We start from the raw sequence: 17,354 nt of genomic DNA, 5'->3' as shown, positions 1-17,354 counted from the left end.
TGGTCCCCACCCGAGACCACAACATCGCCGAGCAGTCCAAGAACTACAGGTACTCGACCAATGCTTGCCACTGCCGTTCCCCTGCCCCAGGGCGGAACGGGAGCGCGGTCGTCAGGCGCATGCGCTGCCCCGGAGCGACGAAACAGACTCGATGCGTCCCTGTCAAAAATATTGAAAAGCCATGTGACATGTGCCATTTTACAGCGCAGCCCGTCGCGGACGGGACCCCCTACTCCCATCCCCAGGAGTGAATCTTGCGCGCCATGGCCGTCGCCACCGCCCTGCTCATAGCCGCCGTCGCGGCCTCTCCCGCCCAAGCCTCCCAGGCCGATCCCAAGCCGGACCACGTCTTCGCGGACCCGGGCCAGCGCCCGGCCCACGGCAATGTCAAAGACGCTCCCGGCGCGACCGGGACCACCGGCGGCAAGCTGGAATCGCGCATCCTGCCGATCGTCCACAACTGCAGTCCGACGCTGCGGATCCGGGCCCAGGAGATGACCGCCGCCCAGCTGACGGCGACTTGCGCGAGTCTGGCCAACCAGGACGCTTACTTCCACAGCGTGGTCAAGGACTCGGGGCCGGTCGCGAACGACTACAACACCACCCTGGAGGTCGATGTCTTCAACTCAAGCGCCGACTACAAGGCCTACGCGGGGAAAATCTACGGCATCGACACCAACAACGGCGGCATGTACCTGGAGGGAGACCCCGCCAAGACGGGCAACCAGCCGCGGTTCATATGCTACGAGCGCACCGACGTGAGCCCCGGCTGGCAGATCTGGAACCTCAACCACGAGTACACCCACTACCTCGACGGCCGCTTCGACCTGTACGGCGACTTCAGCGCCAGCCAGACCACCCCCACCGTGTGGTGGGGCGAGGGCATCGCGGAGTACATCTCCTACTCCTACCGCGGCGTCACCTACGCCAGCGCGGTGGCCGAGGCCGGCAAGCACACGTACTCCCTGCGCACGCTGTTCGACACCACCTACGCCAACAGCGACGTCAACCGCACCTACAACTGGGGCTACCTCGCCGCCCGCTACATGGTCGAAAAGCACCCGGCCGACGTCGCCACCGTGCTCGGCCACTACCGCACCGGAAACTGGACCGCCGCGCGTGCCTTCCTCACCTCGCTGAACTACGAGAGCGACTGGAACACCTGGCTGACGGCCGTGGCGGCGGGCACCTGACCCGTACGCCTGCGACGGCCGGACTCCCCCGCACAGGCACCGAGGGACTCCCGAAACGACGAAGACCCCGACCGTCGGCGGCCACGGTGCGAGGTGGGGTGAGCCCTTCAACAGGTCGTCGGTCTTCACGTGAAGCACGGTCGCGAGGGAGCCCAACTCTGTCCTCCCATACTGATGTTGGGCTCCCTCACCTCATGCGCGCGGTCGATCTCTTGGCGTCGGGGACTGTAAATCGTTAAATCGTTCGGCATCGCAGCGCGGCCTTCGCTCTTCTTTGCGGCCTCCTGGGAGGCACGTACGGCAACGCGTGCCAGGTCGAGCCGGAGACTTCGCTGCTCACGTTTACCCCCACATGGTGTGTCCCAGTACGAGGTGGCGTGCTCCTTGCAGGCGGTGGACCTGGTCGACGAAGGTGCTCGTGAACAGGCGACGGGCAGAAGGCTCCCCGTACTCGGTGATGTGGTCGAGGACGATCTGGTGGTCTTTGGCGGCGCGACTTCGCCAGTCGAGGACCTGGTCGCGGGTCAGTTCCTCGAGCACGATCGGTTCATCGTCATGCACGACAGTGACGATTTCGGGCCCCGCCGGTGCGGATCGCGGCGCGGGCAGAGCGAGCGAGCCGGCCCGGGCGGGTGCCGACTCCCCCGGCCTGCGAGCTCTGGCGTGAGTCTGCGCGGCCGCCGCTTGCCGCCTGGCGCCCTCGGCCTCGAGCTGCTCTCGGCGGGCCTTTTTGGCCCAGGCTTCGGCGGTGACGCTTTGGTGCAGCCGCCGCTCGGTCTCCGCACGGCGTTCGGTGTCGGAGGCGTGTGGCATGTCGGTATCGACGGCGGCCGCGACGCTGTGGCGCCGCGCTCGCCGGTCGGCGGCGAGGTATGTGCAGGTGGCGCAGTCGCCGCCGGTGTCGAGCCGCAGGCCTTCGTCGCACCTGACGTCGGCGCAGCGCGGGCGCTGCGGTAGCCCTCGGCGGATCAGCCAGCCCACCGGATCGGTGACGGCCTGCGTGCCTCCCTGTTCGGACAGCCTGCGGGTCAACCGGTCGGCGAGCGCCTGGCCGGCATCCGCCCAGCCCACGTATCCCGCCACCGCGGTGAGCTCGCTGCGCACAGCAGCTTCCACCAGCCTCTGGGCGTACGGGCGGTCGAGGCGGGCCCAGAGCAGCTCCACCGGCTCGAGTACGGCCCGCAGATCCGCTGGCGGACGTGGCACCGCCGACCGCCGCGCACCGCGAGTTGTCGCCCCGGCTGCTGCAGGCCGCGGCGCCGAAGGTGCTGCGGCCCGCCTATTGCCAGCGACGACCTCCGACTTCTTCGGCTTGTCCCCGCGTAGCGGGCGGCCCTTGCCGAGGACCGGAGTCAGCGGGGCACGGGCATCACCCTCCGGTGCGTGGTCTTCGCGCGCACCCGCGCGGTCCGGCAGACCACGGTCACCCCCACGGCCTGCGCCGGAAAAGCCACATCCATGTTCAGCTCGACCGGCTTGAGGTTCCACGGAAGCGTGGAGAGCGTGGTGGTGTGCAGCAGTGGCGAGGTCCGCGAACTCGCCGTCGTGGCCACCGACCTGCTCAAAATCCCCAGCTCCGCCAGCGCCTTTGAGAGGTCCGGCTGGGGAAAGATCTCTGGATGCAGTAGCAGGGAGGTCTGCGGCGACAGTCGCCGCGGCCTGGCGGTCGGTCCTGGCGCGGTGGTAAGCCACGGCAACTGGCAGGACTCGCACGCGTGACTTTCCGTGCAGCCCGGAGGCGGTCTCCTGGCGCACGACCTGCGTGACACCGTGCGACTGCAGGCGCGCGACGACCTTCGCGCCGGTTGCCGGCGAGCAGCCCAGCAGCCGCGCGACGGTCGTCGCCGGGCGTCCCCTGTCCGAATCGACGGCTCCAGGACAAAGCCGCAGCCAGCCACGGGAGTTCGACGAGAGGACCATCAGTAGCAGCGCCAGCCGGTCTGTGGCGGCCCCCCGGCCTCTGCGGCTTGCAAACAGTCCCGGCGGGATCGGCGCCCGGTCTTTCGGCGCCCACCCGGGACCGAAGAGGGACTCGCACAGGCGTAACAGCACGGCGAGTTCCGTGCGCGTCAGCGCGAGCGGGTGCCGCCGGTCGCCGGCCTGCTGCGCCCGGTACATCGGTACGACCCAGCAGTCCAAGCCGGTCGTGTGGCCGGCCGAGTTCGTCGTGGCCCTCGAGCCGACGATGCCCGCGCGGCGCAGCTCGGGCAGCACGGTGTGTGCCACGGTCGATTGGGACACGCCTAGCCAACGGCCGAGCTCGGCGGCCCAGATGGACGTCGCGTAGTTGGCGGAGGCCTTGGCCTTTGCTGTGAGGACCACGGCTGCCAGCCGGGCGGCGTCCGACGCGCCTCGAAGGGCCGGATCGGTGACGAGTTCCCTGACAGCCCCAAGCAGTCGGCCGCGCATCGTCTCGGTCAGCCGCATCGGGTTGCCGATCGGCAGGCACACCACCGGACCCGCCTCGCCCGAGTCGCGGCGCCTCGCCTGGCGGCGCTTCGGCGTGCGCGCGTTCATGGCGGCAACTCCCGCTGCGGCGCTCACTCAAGCTCCGGCTGAGGGCAGGCGGGGAGCTGACTGATGAGTCCGGTGGCCGGACTGTGGCTGTCGTGAGAAGAGGGCGGCTGAGGCGGTCGGATCGGAAGTACGCGGGCACGCCAAAGCTGGCGACCCGGGCACACGTCATGCATGATGGGGCCGTCTTCCTCTCTTGGGTGAAGGCACAGCGAAGCCCTCACACGGTGCTTCGTGGTTCTGGGCGAACCAGATGTGTGAACCGTTCGGCCGGCGGCGAACCGGTTGGACGATCCCGTCGGAGGGCTGGCGAAGCTCTCCGGTGATGGATGGGCGGCGGCCTGGGTGACGGCGAATCACCCGGGCTGCACAGCCCGAGCGGCCCCTCCTTGAGGTGCCGTCTTATGTGGCTAGGTCATGGCTCTTCCTCTCTTTCTTCAGGCCTTCTGTAGCGCGGTGGTGTAGTAGTGCGCGAGAACGGCTTCGGCGCCTGAGCCCTGGCTGGTGGCAATGCGCTGGTAGCGGGCAGACCTCAGGTCGCCTGCGATGTGGATTCGGGGGTGCTGGTGTTCGGGCGGGCAGTAGCCGTCTTCTCCGCGTGCGAGGCCCTCGAGTGCTGCCGGCTTGTTGCCCAGGTTGCTGAGCAGGGTCGTGGCCATGTAGGTCGTTCGGTCCCCCGAGCGTTGCTCGACCTCTACCAGCCAGCCGTCTCCGTACGTCGGTCGGGCGATCGCTACATGTGCCACGGGCACGATGCGAATGCGGTCGTCTCTTGCGACCTCCTCGACCTTGTAGTCATCGGTGGGAGGGCAAAGAACGTGGAGCGTCGTCGACGCCTCTGGATGGGCGCGCAGCCAGGTGCCCAAGGGTCGGTCGCCGCCGATGACGTACGTCTTCCCGGCGAGATCCTGTGGGGCGGCACGCCACAGCGATGGCGCAGAGAACTGGGCGGGGGTGCTGACCCAGTCGACGTCGGGTGGCGTCAGGGCGGCGACGCCGGTCGCAACAACGACGGCTTGTGCGGACACGAGGCCGCCGCCTTCGAGGGTGAGCTCGGCGTGGTCGTCGAGGCCGCACACGCTCACGGCGTATGCGCGAATCACGGCGCAGCGCCCCGCTTCGGTGAGACGTTCGAGGTCGGCTGTCAGGGCTTCGGCCAGTTGAGGGCCGTTCGACCAGCTTCCGGAGACGTTCTCCAGGGCCCCGATGGTGTGGAGTTTGCCGCCGACGCGGCCGGGCTCCACCACGATGGTGCGCAAGTTGAGGCTGGCTGCCATGACGGCGGCAGCGACTCCGGCCGGTCCGGCCCCGACCACGACAACGTCCGTTTCGTACTGGGGCTTACTCATGCGCGGGCCTCCTGGGTCCCGGTGAGTCGGGCCAGCACGGTGTCGCTGGTGACGAGGTGGTCGGGGCCGATGTTCCGGCCGGCGAGAAGCAGTGCCGCGTCATGGTATTCGGAGCCTCCGGTGGAGGCGCAGGCGTCGGTGACGATCCAGGGCCGGTAGCCGTGCTGGTAGGCGTCGACTGCAGAGTCGTAGACGCACGCGTCGGTGTCGATGCCGCACAGCACGAGGTCGCTCCAGCCAGCGGCGCGGATCAGCTCGGTGCCCTCAGGGGTGAAGAGCGACGACTGCCCTTTATCGAGGACGGCAGCCGCGTTGCTGATGTACGGAGCGAGCTCTGGCACGAGAGCCTGCTCTTCTGGCGTGCGGAGCTTGGTCCACCCGGTGATCGTCTCGTATGGCGAGCCCGGCTCATTGTGGAAGCGGGTCAGCACCACGGGAGCGCCGGCGGCGTGCCATCCGCTGACGAGCCGCATGACGGCTGGCAGAGCGCCGCGGCTGTGCTGGTTGACGAAGCCCTGCTGAACGTCGATGACCAGCAGCGCTGTCGAACGAGGGTCCACTCGGTCTGCCTTCCTCTACGGGTTGGTGTCTCGAAGCACGTCCTGGGCGGCGCGCAATCGATCGGGCAGTTCACTGGTCGCCAGAATGGCCTCGCGCATCATGCGGTGCTGGGCCGATTCGGTCGGGCGAGCCGTGGTGAGTCGGAAGAAGGCACTGCGCAGGTAGCGCCAGCTGTATTCGCCCGGCATCACGGGATCGTGCCCGTCCTCGATCATGTGCAGGACGTAGGCGGACAGGGCCCACAGTGCCTGTACGTCGAGCTCCAGGGCAATGATCTGCTGCATGGTCAGCGCCCGTTCGTCTGACTGCGGGTGGTAGGAGACTCCTGACCAGCCGGCCACGCCGCGGGATACCCCTCCGCCGAATGGCACCGCTTCGGGGTGTGCCCAGCCCTCTCGAAATTTCGCGTCTTCCACGCCGGTACCGAGCGGCACCACGTGAGCCGGGTTCTGCCGGTCGACGAGCACAGACGGTGTGGTGAGGAGTTGGAGGGCCGTATCGAGGCCTGCGTCCTCCCAGGCATGCTCGCGTAGTTCGTACGCGGACAGCATGTACTGCGGCACCGGGGAAGGTCCTGCGACGGGTCCCTGGCTGTGCTGCGCCATGAGCAGCGAGAGTCGTTCGCCGACCCACTTGGGTTCACGCAAGTAGGTCCGATAGCGCCATACAGCGAGCTCAGTAATCGAGTTGACGTGCTTGTGCTCTTCCAGGTGGGCCACGGCGACGCCGCATGCGTAGATGTGCAGGGTCGAAGCGTGAGCTGAACGGTGGCCGGCGGGCAGCACTCGGCGCTCCAGCCCGCCGGGACCGGTTGCCCGAGGGGCAGCAGCTGCGAACAGAGAGGCGCTCCGCTCGCCGATGTACACGGGCAGGAACTTGTGCGAGACGACCGTGCATGCTGCGGGTCGCGCAGGGACATTGCCCGCGACGGGGGCGGGTTCGCCGCGCAGTGCCGCCAAGCGCACGCGGAAGGCCTCCTGCTCCTCCGGCGTGCACTGACGTAACGTCAGGTCCAGGACCTGAGCCATAGCCGGACGGCACACCCTGCGGGGGTTCTGCTTCCACTTCGACACCGTTCGGGGATCGATCCCCAAACGACCGGCGAAGTCCCGCACCGAGTCGCGCATCACCGAGCGCAGGAGCGTCGCTTCCTCGCCTGTCCAGTTCTCCACGGCGATCACTACACACCCCCTAGGCGGTCATTCGACAGGCCGAAGTGGCCCGAGTTCCACGCTGGTTCCACACCAGTTCCACGGTCGGGCCTCTCACGAAAGCACCGCGCCCAGGAAGCTATTGGTGTTGATCAGAATCCGGACGAGCAGCCCGTTGGAAGAAGGCCATGCCCGAAGCATCTCGATCGCCCGACTACTGCATCCCGCGCGCTACGACCGCTCAGCGGACAGACGCGTCAGCTGTCCGTACTGGTCCGGTCGTGCTCGAGGCGCTCCAGTCGAGTGGTCAGGTCGGCCACCTGCTCTTCGAGTCGTTTGATGGCCTGCGTGGTCGGATCAGCGACCACTTCGGCGGCCGACTCGCGGATGTAGCTGCCGCGACCCTGGTGGGAGTAGATGATGCCGCCGGTCCGAAGCTCCGCAAGGGCACGTTGCACCGTGCCCTGCGCGACCTGGTACTTCTCCGCCAGCACACGCGTGCTCTCCAGCTTTTGGCCACCTTTAAGGTGGCCGAGCCGGATCCGATCGCGAACGTCTTGCACGATGCGCTGGTAGGGCTGGATGGACTCGTCCGTCATGAGCCACATGGTAGGTCCACCTCATCCGGATAGATACGTTGCTCAACTTGGTTGACACAGAACTAACTGTATCAGCTAACCTATGTATGCCGATGAAGTTGTAGATCGTCGGCATCGGTCTCCGACGTCGCTTTGCCAGGGCTACGAAGGCCGGAACTGCAGGGACGCAGAACAGCGGTTGCCACCGTCTCGGCGGCGGCCTGGGGTTGAGCTTTGGCTCCTCCGGTCGAGGCAGCTGTACCGAATATTGCGCACCACCGAACTACCTCTGAACAGCGCTGCTGCGCTGTCTGTCTGCCGGGCTGGCCCCTAGTTGCCGCCCGGCAGGCGGAGAAGGCAGCACCGCACCTCAACCCACGGGAGGCCGGCATGTCCAGGAACGGAACCCGCACCAAATGCACGAACGGCCGGCCGGCGCTCCTGCTCAGCACGGTGGCCGCGGAAGACTTCAACGTCCGTCCGACTGAGACCAAGTCGATCGTCTGCCCGGACTGTGGCACCTGGAGACGCATCATCGGCGACACGAGGCTGAAGATCCGGGAGCACCCCGGCTTCGGCAAGGTCACCGGGGGCGAGAAGCCCGCGAGCTGCCCTGGTAGCTATCAGCTCGTCGTCATCGACATCGACGTGCGGGCGTGGCAGGCAAGGCAGGACTGGCTGTTGCGGGACGCGATGCCAGCGGAGAATCGGCGAGCGGGACGGCAGTTCTACAAGCCGCTGTCGGACCCGGCCGTCCCGATCCATCGCATCAAAGCCCGGGTCACGCTCGACAAGGCGCGGCAGATCTACCTCGCTCACCGCACTGCGTGTGCGGCCTGCACCGGTCGGTCGCACTGCGACAGCGGATTGCAGCTCGCAGACCTCTACGTCCAGCGCCTCCAGGAGGAGCCGCAGCGCCAGGAGCACCGCGCTGGTGTGGCGCGGTACGAGCGGCAGGCGGAACGCAGCCGGACTCGGTCCTTCCCGCGACGCCGGGCGGCCGAGTGGGACCGGGTCCGATGGTCCGTCGCGGCGACGGATGCGCAGCGCGGCCAGGTACCTGACGGCACTGCGCCGGCGGAGGGCCCTGACGTGCCACTTGAGCCCCTCCGCGTCCGACGCTGAGGCACAACTGAACGAACGCCCACGGCCGCGGCCCTGCTCCTCGCATCGGGGAAGGGCCGCGGCCGTGGCTGCTCGTACGGCAGCCGGCTCCCAGCTGGGAGCCGCAGGTAAAGGCGACAGCCCCGGGGTCTGCACCCCCGGGGCTGTTCTGCAGGACCTTCTGGGAGGCCCGGTGAGCATCGTACGCACACGAACTGCCTTATCCCCCACCGCAGGTGTCACCGACGACATCGAAGCCGAGGACGACGCCCGCGGTCCCGAACCCGAGGAACACCACGGCGTCGCCGCTGACCTGATGCTGCGGATGTCGCGACAGACGGACAGCCGCATCCCGCTCGAGCGCCGGGCCCGCCGAACCCTCGGGCAGATGATGCCCGGCAGCGCCATGCTGGCGCTGCTGTCCTTCGCTACACGCTCCACGACGCCCGACATGGCGAACACGAGCGTCCGTCCGACGGGGACCGACGCTCAGCGACGGTGCACGGTGTGCAGGGGGAAGTGCGGACGCATGGCCGACACGAGCAGCGGCGGGGTCACCCGCCAGACCTGGCACCAGTGCAGCTCCTGTCGCGGATCGGGGGTCGCTCGATGAGCCCCATCGCCACCGGCGCGGCAACCATGTGCGCGCTGGGCGAGCCGCCGCCGGAACTGCCCGCGTCGAAGCCCGGCTTCTTCTTGCGCCCCCGCGCCGAGGGATTCGTCGCCCACATCACTGCATCGCCCGAAGCGCTGAAGGCCGTACGCCGTCTGACGGGAACGGTGCTGGAAGCGGTGGGCGCTGGCTCCGATGCCGCGTACACCGCGCAGCAGGTCTTGTCCGAGCTGGTTGGGAACGCCATCGCGGCCGTCGGCCCTCATGCTCCGCTGGTAGTGGAGGTGTTCCGCACGATGAGCGGCGTCGCTGTGCGGGTCCACGACCCGCTGCCCGGCCTCCCGACTCGCCGGGGTGTACCGCTGGACAGCGATGAGGCGGAGTCCGGCAGGGGGCTCGGCTTGCTGGACCTGTACGCGCCCGGCTGGTCGATCCGGAAGTCCCCGATCGGCAAGCAGATCGCCTGCCACATCCCCGCTCGCTGACGGGCGGGGGCGGAAGGTCAGCTCACGGACGTGCGCAGAACCGCACTCCCGAAGCCGGAGATCACCGCCCCCGCTCCCGCCACTCGTGCACCGCCACCGGCGAGGAGCGAACGGCACCGTGCCTGACGACCTCTACCAGCGCTACATGCGCGCCTACCAGGACGCAGACGAACACACCCGTGGGTGCGCAGCCTGCCAGCCCAACGATCACTGCCCTACGGGCAAGCCGCTGCACGACCGGCTCGCCCGCCTTCAGGAGGCCTACAACGAGCGTCTCCGGCAGCGGCGCCGCTGACTCCCCTACGCCACAGACCTTGGAGAGAACGACATGAAGAACGTCACCATCGGCCACAGGCCCGACGTACCGGCCCCCACCCCCTTCGACTGGCGCAACCTCGCGGCCTGCAGGGAAGAGGACCCCGAGCTGTTCTTCCCCATCGGCAACACCGGGCCGGCGCTGCTGCAGATCGAGGAAGCCAAGGCCGTGTGCCGCCGCCGGTGCCCCGTCATGGAGACCTGCCTCAACTGGGCCCTGGAGACGCGTCAGGAGGACGGCGTCTGGGGCGGACTGTCCCAGGACGAGCGCCGCGCCGAGAGGCGCCGGACCGCCCGGGCGCGTGCCCGCCGCGCCAACTGATCCAGCGACCTTGCCCTCATGCCCGGCACAGCCCATCGGTCCCGCCCCTCTGGTGCGGGGCCGATGGAGAGCGTCGGGATCCGCCCCGCTCTGAACCGAAGGAGACGACACACATGAACAAGAACTTCGGCGCGCCCTCGAAGGCCTCCGAGAACGACGAGGACACCACCACGCGCATCCCGCTGGACGAGGTCTAAGCCTCTTCATCGCCCGGCCCGGCTGACCCCGGGCCGGGCGACGGCAGGGAGATCAAAGCTCCGATTACAGACACGACCGCCCAGGAGAGACCCGTGCACGCTACGTTGCCCGCTCGCGAGCTTGACCCCACCGGCCGTGCCTGCCAGAACTGGCCAGAGGGCATGGTCGCCCGCTACCTCACCGTCGCTGGGGCCACCGTAGACATCACACAGCGCGCGTCGGAGGCCTACACCAGCACTCCGCCCGAGAAGCCCGAACTCATGCGCTACTACCGCGCCCACCAGGTCGTCGACCTCACCTTCACCGCTGTCTGCCAGGGCTGCCGGAAGAAGGACATCAGCGAATACGCAGAGATCGACGCCGACCGCGTGGAGACCTTCCTGGATGAGCAGGCCGACAGGTGCCGCAATCCTCAGGGTTGGGCGCAGAAGCACGCCGCACAGTGCCGGGCGCTTCCTCGGCCATAGCCGCTCCGGCCGTCAGGGCGCCCGCGGCCGGAGATCAACTGGCCGGAGACCCGGACGCTCCGACGCTCGTAGACATTCCTGCTCCCATGGCCAGTCGCCCCCAGCCGGGCGGCTGGCCTTCCGTATGTGCCCAGGGTTCGCAGCTGCGTCCGGGCATGACTTGGAGGACCCCCATGGCCAGCACCATCACTCTCGCGCACGCTCTCGACGACTCACACCTGCGCCGCTCCCTGCCTGCCGCGTCGGCCGCATCGGTCGACATCAGCGGCCACCATCACCCGCGCTTCGTCCGGTTCGAGCCGGCCGAGCGGGACGGCGGTGGCACCTACCACTTCTCCCCGTTCACCGGCTGCGAGCCCGAGCCGAAGGTTCCCGCGGCCGTCTACGCCGACCGCGCCTTACCCCGTGAACAGAAGCGGGAGCTCGAGTGGCAGTACGAGGCGGCCCGGGCGGTGTGGTCCAAGGCCCGCCTGCGGCGGCAGGCCAGCCCAGTGCTGCGCCAAGCGGTGCCGATGTGGGACGCCTGGACGAACGCGCGGGATCAGCTGCGGGCGACGTTCGACGCGTTCTGGCAGACCCCGGACGAAATGTGGCGGGCGCAGGTACTCCGCCTGACGGACGCGCAGCAGGCCGCGAAGAGCGCGGCCGAGGCGTGGGACGAGATCGCCGGCCGCCTCGCGAACCTCGCCTCCGACCAGGTGCACATCGCCGGTGAGGAGCACGAGCTGCTCCTGACCGACGTCGCGGTGGAGCTCGGCCTGGACGCGACGCACTGGTGGATCGACCACGCCTCCGCATACGCGCCGACCCCCTACTACCGGATGGACACCCCGCTGGTCGCCGACCTCACGCGGGAGATCGACCAGCAGCGCCAGCGGCTGCTCGACGTCGCACATCTCGTCGCCGACCGCGCACTGGCCCACGAACTCACCTGACACATCCGGCACGCCCCGCTTTCGAGGAGGACCAGCGTGACCAGCCCCCCGAACACCCACCCGCCCCGGGCCGCAGTGCCGGTTCAGCCGGTGCCCTTGTCGAAAGAGGAAGGAGGAGAGATGAACCCGTCGCACCACCCCGCCCCGCGGCCGTCCGCGGCGGATGAGGGCGCCCAGCACCCCGCGCTGCACTGGTCACGCGGGGAGAAGGCCCTCCTGGTCCTCGGGATCCTGTCCGGGATCGGCGTCGGCACACTGGGCCTGGCCTCGTCCTACCGGGCGCTCGAGGAGAAGGCCGCCAAGACGGCCGCCCAGGGCGGCTGGGGCTGGGGCACCTACGCCTGGATGCTGCCCGTCGGCGTGGACCTCGGCATCCTGGTCTTCTCGATCGTCAACCTGCTCCTGGTCAAGGCCGAGAAGCCCCTCGCGTGGGTCAAGTGGATCCCACGGCTGCTGACCGTGGTGACGATCGTCCTGAACTGGCAGACCGGCGCCACCCTCGAAGGCAAGCTCGGCCACGCCGCGCTCGCCGCCCTGTGGGTGGTCCTGTCCGAGATCGCCGCCCACCTGTACGCCGCGCACATCGGCCGGCTCAAAGGCCGCAGCGAGATGGAGCGCATCCGCTTCTCCCGCTGGCTCTACAGCCCGGTCGGCTCGGCCCGGGTGAACCGGCTGATGAAGACGTGGGAGATCACCTCCTACGAGACAGCACTGCAGCGGGACCGCGCGCTCATGGTCTACCGGTCGCAGATGCGGGCTGAGTTCGGCCGGCTGTGGCGCTTCAAAGCGCCGGAGGAGAAGCTTCAGCCGCTGAGGCTCGCCGCGTACGGCATGACGATCGAGGAGGCTCTCACCGAGCCGGAGCGTCAGGCCGACGCGAAGGATGAGCGGGCCCGCCGGCGACGGCTTCAGCAGGCCGAGGGCCGGGTTCAGGAAGTTGAAGCGGAATCTCAGGTGAAGGCGGCTGAGCTTCAGGCGCAGGCTGCCGAGCTTCGGGCGGCGGCTGACCTGGAGGCGGCGAAGGCCGAGTCCGAGGCGGCTGCTTCAGTGCGGGCTCAGCAGGCTGAAGCGGACCTTCAGGTGCGTCAGGCGGAGGCGGACGCCGCGATCAAGCGCCTCACGGCCGAGGCCCGGGCGCGCGTGGCGGAGCTGGAGGCCGAGGAGGTCGCCCGCCAGGACGAGCTGGCCCGCAAGCGGGAGAGGGACCAGCTCATCTGGCAGAGCGAGCGTGAGCGCCTGCTGACCGAGCAGCAGGATGAAGCACGGCGTCGGGAGGCTGAAGCCCAGCAGCAGGTGGTTGAAGCCGAGTTGAAGGAGAGCGCCGAGGCGGCCACCGCGCGCCGGATCGCAGCCCAGGAGGAGCAGGCGGCCGCGGAGGCCGAGCAGCACGCTGCTGAAGCCCGTCAACGTGCTGCTGAAGCAGAGCTGAAAGCCCAGCAGGATCTTCAGGCTGCGGCAGAAGCGGAATCCCGGACGAGGGTGCTGGAGCGTCAGGCTGCCGAAGAGGAAGCGGCTGCCGCTGAAGCCCGGTTGAAGGCCGCTGCCGACGCGCTGAAGGCTGCGGACCTGGAGGCTGAAGCCCGGCTGACGCCGATGGAGCGGGAGGCCCGCCAAGTCGCCGACATGATCCGAGACGCCGGCTACGACGTCGAGGCGGTCAAGCTCAGCCACATCGAAACTGTCCTCGGTGTGTCCCAGGGCACCGCCTCCGGCCGGCGTAAGCGGGCCGTGCAGATCCTCAGGGACAACAAAGAACTGCCCGTCACCGCCCAGGCTGCCGCCCGCGTTTGACCCGCACGAACCACCGGTCCGGCGGTTCCACCGGCCCCCGAGATGCTGACGACACCTCGGGGACGCGGTGAAGGCGCCGGAGCGCCGTACCAAGCATTGCAGCAATGCATCCCTCACCACTGTTGAACAGCCGGAAACAGTCAAGAGCCTTGCTGCCAGAACAGATCCGACCCCTATCGGAGGACCCCGTGAACACCGAAGAGACCGGTAAGCCCTTCTTCGAAGACCCGAACGCGGCGCTGCGCGAGATCGCGCAGAATCCCGCCGCCTACGCGCACTACCTCGCGGACTTCCACCGGGTCGTGCTGGACATGGCGGCCAAGCTGGAGGTTCTCCAGCTCGAGACGCGTGTGCACTGCCGCGGGACCCGGGTGGAGGGCGACAAGATGGGCCAGGCCTTTCTGCGGTCTTTCCCCGTGGAAAAGTCCCTGAATGACGTTCTCAAGAACCTCAAGAGCGTCTCTGCTGGCCTGGAAAAGAGCGCCCATAGGCGTCACGCCCACGACGAAAAGGTGAAGGAGGTCAGGAAGCAGCGAAAGGAAAGGGCGCAGCTCCAGGGGAGGAAGAACAAGCCGACACTCCAGGCCGCCCCTGAACGCTCCCCGGAGGGGGGCGAAAAGGACTCGAATGCGGGCTATGGTGGCCCCACGTCGATTTACAACCTGGACCGCAGGGAGTCGGCGTGAGTGCAGGTCGCCCGCTCACGAGAGCAGAGCGGAGGAAACTGAACCGTGCGGAACACGAGCGCAAAATAAAACAAGATATGCTCGCCATGCACGGTAATGAGCTCGGCACCTTCTACTACTGGCTCCGAATTATGAATATCCGGGGCACCCAGGCTTATCGCGACGGCGACACGGCCTTCATCCGTGACGTCGCGCTCGCCCTGGAGAACGTCTACCGCCGCCACGCCGGCTAGCTCTCCGCGTCCCGTACGAAGGGCCGCCTCCGATCCCCGGGGGCGGCCCTTCGGCGGCCCCAACGCGTGCCGCGCGTGCCGCGTGCCGCGCACGCGCGTACGCGAGGCCGGTGCCGATTGTCAAGCCCAGGAGGAGGGAGTCGCGTGTCCAACGACACCGACAGCAACGTGGTTCACCTCCCCACTCGGGGCAGTGATTCCGGCGGCATGCCGGACGCTCCCGATGGTGGGGATCTCTTTTATTCGGAACCGTCCGACAGCGGTGCGGGCGGCGGCGTCCCCCCGGAGTCCCCAGCGGAGACGACAATAGAACTCCCGCCTGTGCGCGGCCCTATTTCCCCGGAAACGGTTTTGCGGGAAACAGGAATTCCCGGCCCTCCGGAATGTGACGACGGAGAATATGAGGAAGGCGAATACGTTCAGCCTCGCTCTCTCGCAGATCGGCTCGGTGACTGGCTGGAATACAGGCTGGAACTGGCGCGGGATCGGCACGCCGGAGAAGCGCCGTTCCGTGAGGCGGAAATAGCATGCAAGGCGGCACTCTTGGAGGCCCGCACCGCTCAAGAAGTCGCAGCGATGGAGCAGAACAGCAAGCTCCACACGGCGATGATGAAAGCGAAGGCCGACAAGACGGCGGCACGCGGCAAGGCCGACGCCGACCGCTCGCGGTCCTCCAGCTCCGGCATGGGCACCGACAAGGGCCGCGCGAAGGCCGGCGGCGGGGGCGGCGGTAACTCCGGCGGCTCAGGCCGGGGCGGCACCGGCGGCGGCCGGGGTTCGGGAACGAACAGGTCCGGCGGCACCGGGCGTGGCTCCAGCGGCGGCAATTCCCCCAAGGGCACCGGGAGGGGCTCTGATCGCTCCGCTGGCGGCCGTGGGGGCGGCTCGAAGGGCAATGAGTCGGCCGGGGGCTCCAAAGGCCGCCAGAACGGCTCTGGAGGCTCCGGCAAGTCTGGTACTGGCAAGGGCAGTTCGGGCGGCTCCGGCGGCAAGAACGGCTCGGGCAGTTCGGGCTCTGGCAAGGGTTCGAAGGGCGATGGCGGCAGGACGCAGAACTCGCCGGCCGTCAGCCCCCGGGCCGAACGGGCCCGCGGCCGCCAGGAACGCGCCGCCGCCCGCCAAGCCGCCCGGCACCAGCGGCGCAGTGCCAACCAGGCTGCCAACCTCGCCGACCGCAGCAAGGACCGCGACCAGGACCGTGCCAACCGGCAGGCGGCGCGGGAGGAACGCCGCGAGGCGAAAACCGAGCGGAAGGCCGAGAGGAAGGCGAAGCGGGAGGCCGCCAAGGCCGCCGACGACCGCACCACCCTCGGTGAGGCCGTGGCGGAGGAAGCGCAGCGCCGCTGGGACAAGCGCCGCCCGGCGGAGAAGGACAAAGCCGCGAAGGACGACGGCAAGGCCAAGGACTCCACCAGCGACAAGGACTCCGAGGCCACCACCAAGAAGATGTCCAAGGACGGCCCTGGACCGGCCGCTGACGACCCGAAGGACGACTCCGCGACCAAGGAGCCGGACGACGGCAGGAAGACCGGCGAGAAGCCGTCTGACGGCACCAACACGGATCCGAAGGACGACACCGGGACGGACGACGGCCCCAGGCCCGACGACGTCAAGGACCCGCCGAGCGCTGACGACAGCGGCAACGGGCGCTCCTTCAATGAGCGGCTCAAGGACTTCTTCGCGACGGCCGGCGAGGACACCACCCCGCCCGGGCCGGAGGAGCCCTCAAGGCTTCGACCCGAAGACCTCAAGGTCACGGTGGACCGCCCTGACCGGCCGACCCGGTCCCCGAAGTCCGAGCCGGTTGAGGAAGAGATCCCGGACGCGGTCATCGTCGACGACCCGTCCGACCCCTTCGGGGCGCACGTCCGGGGCCCGGCGGGCCTCCCCCGGGCCCCGGAGCCCCACACCCAGCGTCCCGGCACCACCCGACCCACTGCACAGGAGGACCCCGTGGCATCGGAGGTCAGGAAGCCCGCGTCTGGCCAGGCCCGGATGGCGGCCCAGCACCGCACCGACATCACCTTCGGCGAGTACCTGATGGAGATGGTGAACATCGCGATCGCCGCCGCAGCCGACAAGGACCGCGCTCAGGAACTGGCGGTCGCGCTCGGCAAGGTCGCCGACGCCCTGCGGGACATGGCGGCTGATCTGGTCGGTGACCACAACGTCGCCACCGAGGTCGTCGACCAGATCACGGACCTGGCCGACGCCGCGACGCGCATGAAGCAGCTGGCCGAACGGTGTGCCACCGAATGCGGGATCGCCTCGGAGGCCGCCCGGCTCGCCGCCATGGCGGTCGGCCGGACCTACGGCGAGGACATCAAGGCCATGGACGACGCGGGCCTGGCCCACGCCTCCTCCGCCGCCCACCACGACTAGGAAAGGAGTTCGCTGTGAGCGACCTCGCGCCCCGCACCAGGGGCGGTGCTGCCGCCCAGACCGACGGCGACAACCGGTACAAGGCCGTCCAGAACAAGCTCAAGACGCTGGGCACGGCCATGGACCTGGCCGGCAACGAACTCGAGGCGCTGCTGCGCGGGATGCGCATGAACGCCCAGCGTGCAGAGCGCCTGACCGTGACCACCGCCAACGCCGAACTGGACCCCAAGTTCGTCGAGATGACGAACCAGGTGTCCATCGCCCTGGGCGGCGCCGCCGTCGAAGTCCGCAAGCTCCACGAGACGGCCCAGGAGGTGTCCGGCCTCGCCCACGACGCGCGACATACGCACGCGCGGCTGTACGAGGCCCTGGACACCATCCGCTCCGGCCGCCCCGAGCGCACCCCCAAGCCGGGTTTCTTCGCCCACTGACCCCGACCCACCGAAACCCCTGTGGGCGGCCCCCGCCACCAACGGG

The 17,354-nt window shown here is 68.8% G+C and carries 18 protein-coding genes and 1 pseudogene; 14 read left to right on the top strand and 5 right to left on the bottom strand.

The window, feature by feature from the left end; genetic code table 11:
- Positions 1–425: 425 nt before the first annotated feature.
- Positions 426–1,187: pseudogene (locus J7E88_RS33100) on the top strand (collagenase); the annotation flags it as partial.
- 348 nt (positions 1,188–1,535) lie between these two features.
- Here J7E88_RS33100 and J7E88_RS36585 read toward each other — a convergent pair.
- Positions 1,536–2,399 carry a hypothetical protein gene (locus tag J7E88_RS36585; protein ID WP_251023566.1) on the bottom strand — a complete coding sequence of 288 codons (864 nt, stop codon included), beginning with the start codon at positions 2,397–2,399 and terminating at the stop codon, positions 1,536–1,538.
- Between the two features lie 177 nt (positions 2,400–2,576).
- On the opposite strand from J7E88_RS36585, the gene J7E88_RS36580 reads away from it, so the two are divergent.
- Positions 2,577–2,912, top strand: a complete 336-nt coding sequence (locus tag J7E88_RS36580; RefSeq protein ID WP_251023565.1) for a hypothetical protein — start codon at positions 2,577–2,579, stop codon at positions 2,910–2,912.
- A 1,232-nt stretch (positions 2,913–4,144) separates the two neighbouring features.
- Here J7E88_RS36580 and J7E88_RS33090 read toward each other — a convergent pair.
- The 4 genes from J7E88_RS33090 to J7E88_RS33075 form a co-directional block, all read right to left on the bottom strand.
- On the bottom strand, positions 4,145–5,056 hold the full coding sequence (locus J7E88_RS33090; RefSeq protein ID WP_215187159.1) for an FAD-dependent oxidoreductase: 912 nt from the start codon (positions 5,054–5,056) through the stop codon (positions 4,145–4,147).
- Positions 5,053–5,616: an isochorismatase family cysteine hydrolase gene (locus J7E88_RS33085; RefSeq protein WP_215187158.1), complete on the bottom strand. Its 564-nt coding sequence runs from the start codon at positions 5,614–5,616 to the stop codon at positions 5,053–5,055. The genes J7E88_RS33090 and J7E88_RS33085 overlap by 4 nt, the downstream gene beginning before the upstream one ends.
- A gap of 15 nt (positions 5,617–5,631) precedes the next feature.
- Positions 5,632–6,798 (bottom strand): XRE family transcriptional regulator, encoded by a 1,167-nt coding sequence (locus J7E88_RS33080; protein WP_215187157.1) that lies wholly within the window; start codon positions 6,796–6,798, stop codon positions 5,632–5,634.
- Between the two features lie 227 nt (positions 6,799–7,025).
- Positions 7,026–7,367 (bottom strand): GntR family transcriptional regulator, encoded by a 342-nt coding sequence (locus J7E88_RS33075; protein WP_215187156.1) that lies wholly within the window; start codon positions 7,365–7,367, stop codon positions 7,026–7,028.
- Between the two features lie 369 nt (positions 7,368–7,736).
- Between J7E88_RS33075 and J7E88_RS33070 the strand changes: the two genes are divergently transcribed.
- The 12 genes from J7E88_RS33070 to J7E88_RS33015 all read left to right on the top strand — a co-directional run bounded on the left by J7E88_RS33070 (position 7,737) and on the right by J7E88_RS33015 (position 17,308).
- On the top strand, positions 7,737–8,471 hold the full coding sequence (locus tag J7E88_RS33070; protein WP_215187155.1) for a hypothetical protein: 735 nt from the start codon (positions 7,737–7,739) through the stop codon (positions 8,469–8,471).
- 172 nt (positions 8,472–8,643) lie between these two features.
- Positions 8,644–9,063 carry a hypothetical protein gene (locus tag J7E88_RS33065; protein WP_215187154.1) on the top strand — a complete coding sequence of 140 codons (420 nt, stop codon included), beginning with the start codon at positions 8,644–8,646 and terminating at the stop codon, positions 9,061–9,063.
- Positions 9,060–9,548 carry an ATP-binding protein gene (locus J7E88_RS33060; RefSeq protein WP_251023564.1) on the top strand — a complete coding sequence of 163 codons (489 nt, stop codon included), beginning with the start codon at positions 9,060–9,062 and terminating at the stop codon, positions 9,546–9,548. Before J7E88_RS33065 ends, J7E88_RS33060 begins: the two co-directional genes overlap by 4 nt.
- A gap of 118 nt (positions 9,549–9,666) precedes the next feature.
- Positions 9,667–9,843: a hypothetical protein gene (locus J7E88_RS33055; protein WP_215187165.1), complete on the top strand. Its 177-nt coding sequence runs from the start codon at positions 9,667–9,669 to the stop codon at positions 9,841–9,843.
- A 33-nt stretch (positions 9,844–9,876) separates the two neighbouring features.
- Positions 9,877–10,185 carry a WhiB family transcriptional regulator gene (locus J7E88_RS33050; protein ID WP_215187153.1) on the top strand — a complete coding sequence of 103 codons (309 nt, stop codon included), beginning with the start codon at positions 9,877–9,879 and terminating at the stop codon, positions 10,183–10,185.
- Positions 10,186–10,475: 290 nt separating this feature from the next.
- Positions 10,476–10,850 (top strand): hypothetical protein, encoded by a 375-nt coding sequence (locus tag J7E88_RS33045; RefSeq protein ID WP_308307700.1) that lies wholly within the window; start codon positions 10,476–10,478, stop codon positions 10,848–10,850.
- 173 nt (positions 10,851–11,023) lie between these two features.
- Positions 11,024–11,785: a hypothetical protein gene (locus tag J7E88_RS33040; protein WP_215187152.1), complete on the top strand. Its 762-nt coding sequence runs from the start codon at positions 11,024–11,026 to the stop codon at positions 11,783–11,785.
- A gap of 120 nt (positions 11,786–11,905) precedes the next feature.
- Positions 11,906–13,576, top strand: a complete 1,671-nt coding sequence (locus J7E88_RS33035; protein WP_215187151.1) for a DUF2637 domain-containing protein — start codon at positions 11,906–11,908, stop codon at positions 13,574–13,576.
- Positions 13,577–13,764: 188 nt separating this feature from the next.
- Positions 13,765–14,262: a hypothetical protein gene (locus tag J7E88_RS33030; protein ID WP_215187150.1), complete on the top strand. Its 498-nt coding sequence runs from the start codon at positions 13,765–13,767 to the stop codon at positions 14,260–14,262.
- Complete coding sequence (locus tag J7E88_RS33025) at positions 14,259–14,495, top strand: hypothetical protein (RefSeq protein ID WP_215187149.1); 237 nt, start codon at positions 14,259–14,261, stop codon at positions 14,493–14,495. The genes J7E88_RS33030 and J7E88_RS33025 overlap by 4 nt, the downstream gene beginning before the upstream one ends.
- A 576-nt stretch (positions 14,496–15,071) precedes the next feature.
- The gene (locus tag J7E88_RS33020) at positions 15,072–16,877 is read left to right on the top strand and encodes an ATP/GTP-binding protein (protein ID WP_215187148.1); all 1,806 of its coding nucleotides are present in this window, start codon (positions 15,072–15,074) and stop codon (positions 16,875–16,877) included.
- Between the two features lie 14 nt (positions 16,878–16,891).
- The gene (locus J7E88_RS33015; protein WP_215187147.1) at positions 16,892–17,308 is read left to right on the top strand and encodes a conjugal transfer protein TraB; all 417 of its coding nucleotides are present in this window, start codon (positions 16,892–16,894) and stop codon (positions 17,306–17,308) included.
- The last annotated feature ends 46 nt before the right edge of the window (positions 17,309–17,354 follow it).

Source organism: Streptomyces sp. ISL-10 (genome assembly GCF_018614575.1).
GTDB lineage: Bacteria > Actinomycetota > Actinomycetes > Streptomycetales > Streptomycetaceae > Streptomyces.
Note: the sequence above shows the minus strand (reverse complement) of the source record. Positions and strands in the feature narration are given on the sequence as shown.

What these genes read in the sequence shown, in the direction of transcription:
- J7E88_RS33020 (WP_215187148.1), top strand. Translation starts at nt 15,072, where the DNA reads ATGGAGCAGAACAGCAAGCTCCACACGGCGATGATGAAAGCGAAGGCC.
- J7E88_RS33040 (WP_215187152.1), top strand. Translation starts at nt 11,024, where the DNA reads ATGGCCAGCACCATCACTCTCGCGCACGCTCTCGACGACTCACACCTG.
- J7E88_RS33060 (WP_251023564.1), top strand. Translation starts at nt 9,060, where the DNA reads ATGAGCCCCATCGCCACCGGCGCGGCAACCATGTGCGCGCTGGGCGAG.
- J7E88_RS33070 (WP_215187155.1), top strand. Translation starts at nt 7,737, where the DNA reads ATGTCCAGGAACGGAACCCGCACCAAATGCACGAACGGCCGGCCGGCG.
- J7E88_RS33075 (WP_215187156.1), bottom strand. Translation starts at nt 7,367, where the DNA reads ATGACGGACGAGTCCATCCAGCCCTACCAGCGCATCGTGCAAGACGTT.
- J7E88_RS33035 (WP_215187151.1), top strand. Translation starts at nt 11,906, where the DNA reads ATGAACCCGTCGCACCACCCCGCCCCGCGGCCGTCCGCGGCGGATGAG.
- J7E88_RS33050 (WP_215187153.1), top strand. Translation starts at nt 9,877, where the DNA reads ATGAAGAACGTCACCATCGGCCACAGGCCCGACGTACCGGCCCCCACC.
- J7E88_RS33090 (WP_215187159.1), bottom strand. Translation starts at nt 5,056, where the DNA reads ATGAGTAAGCCCCAGTACGAAACGGACGTTGTCGTGGTCGGGGCCGGA.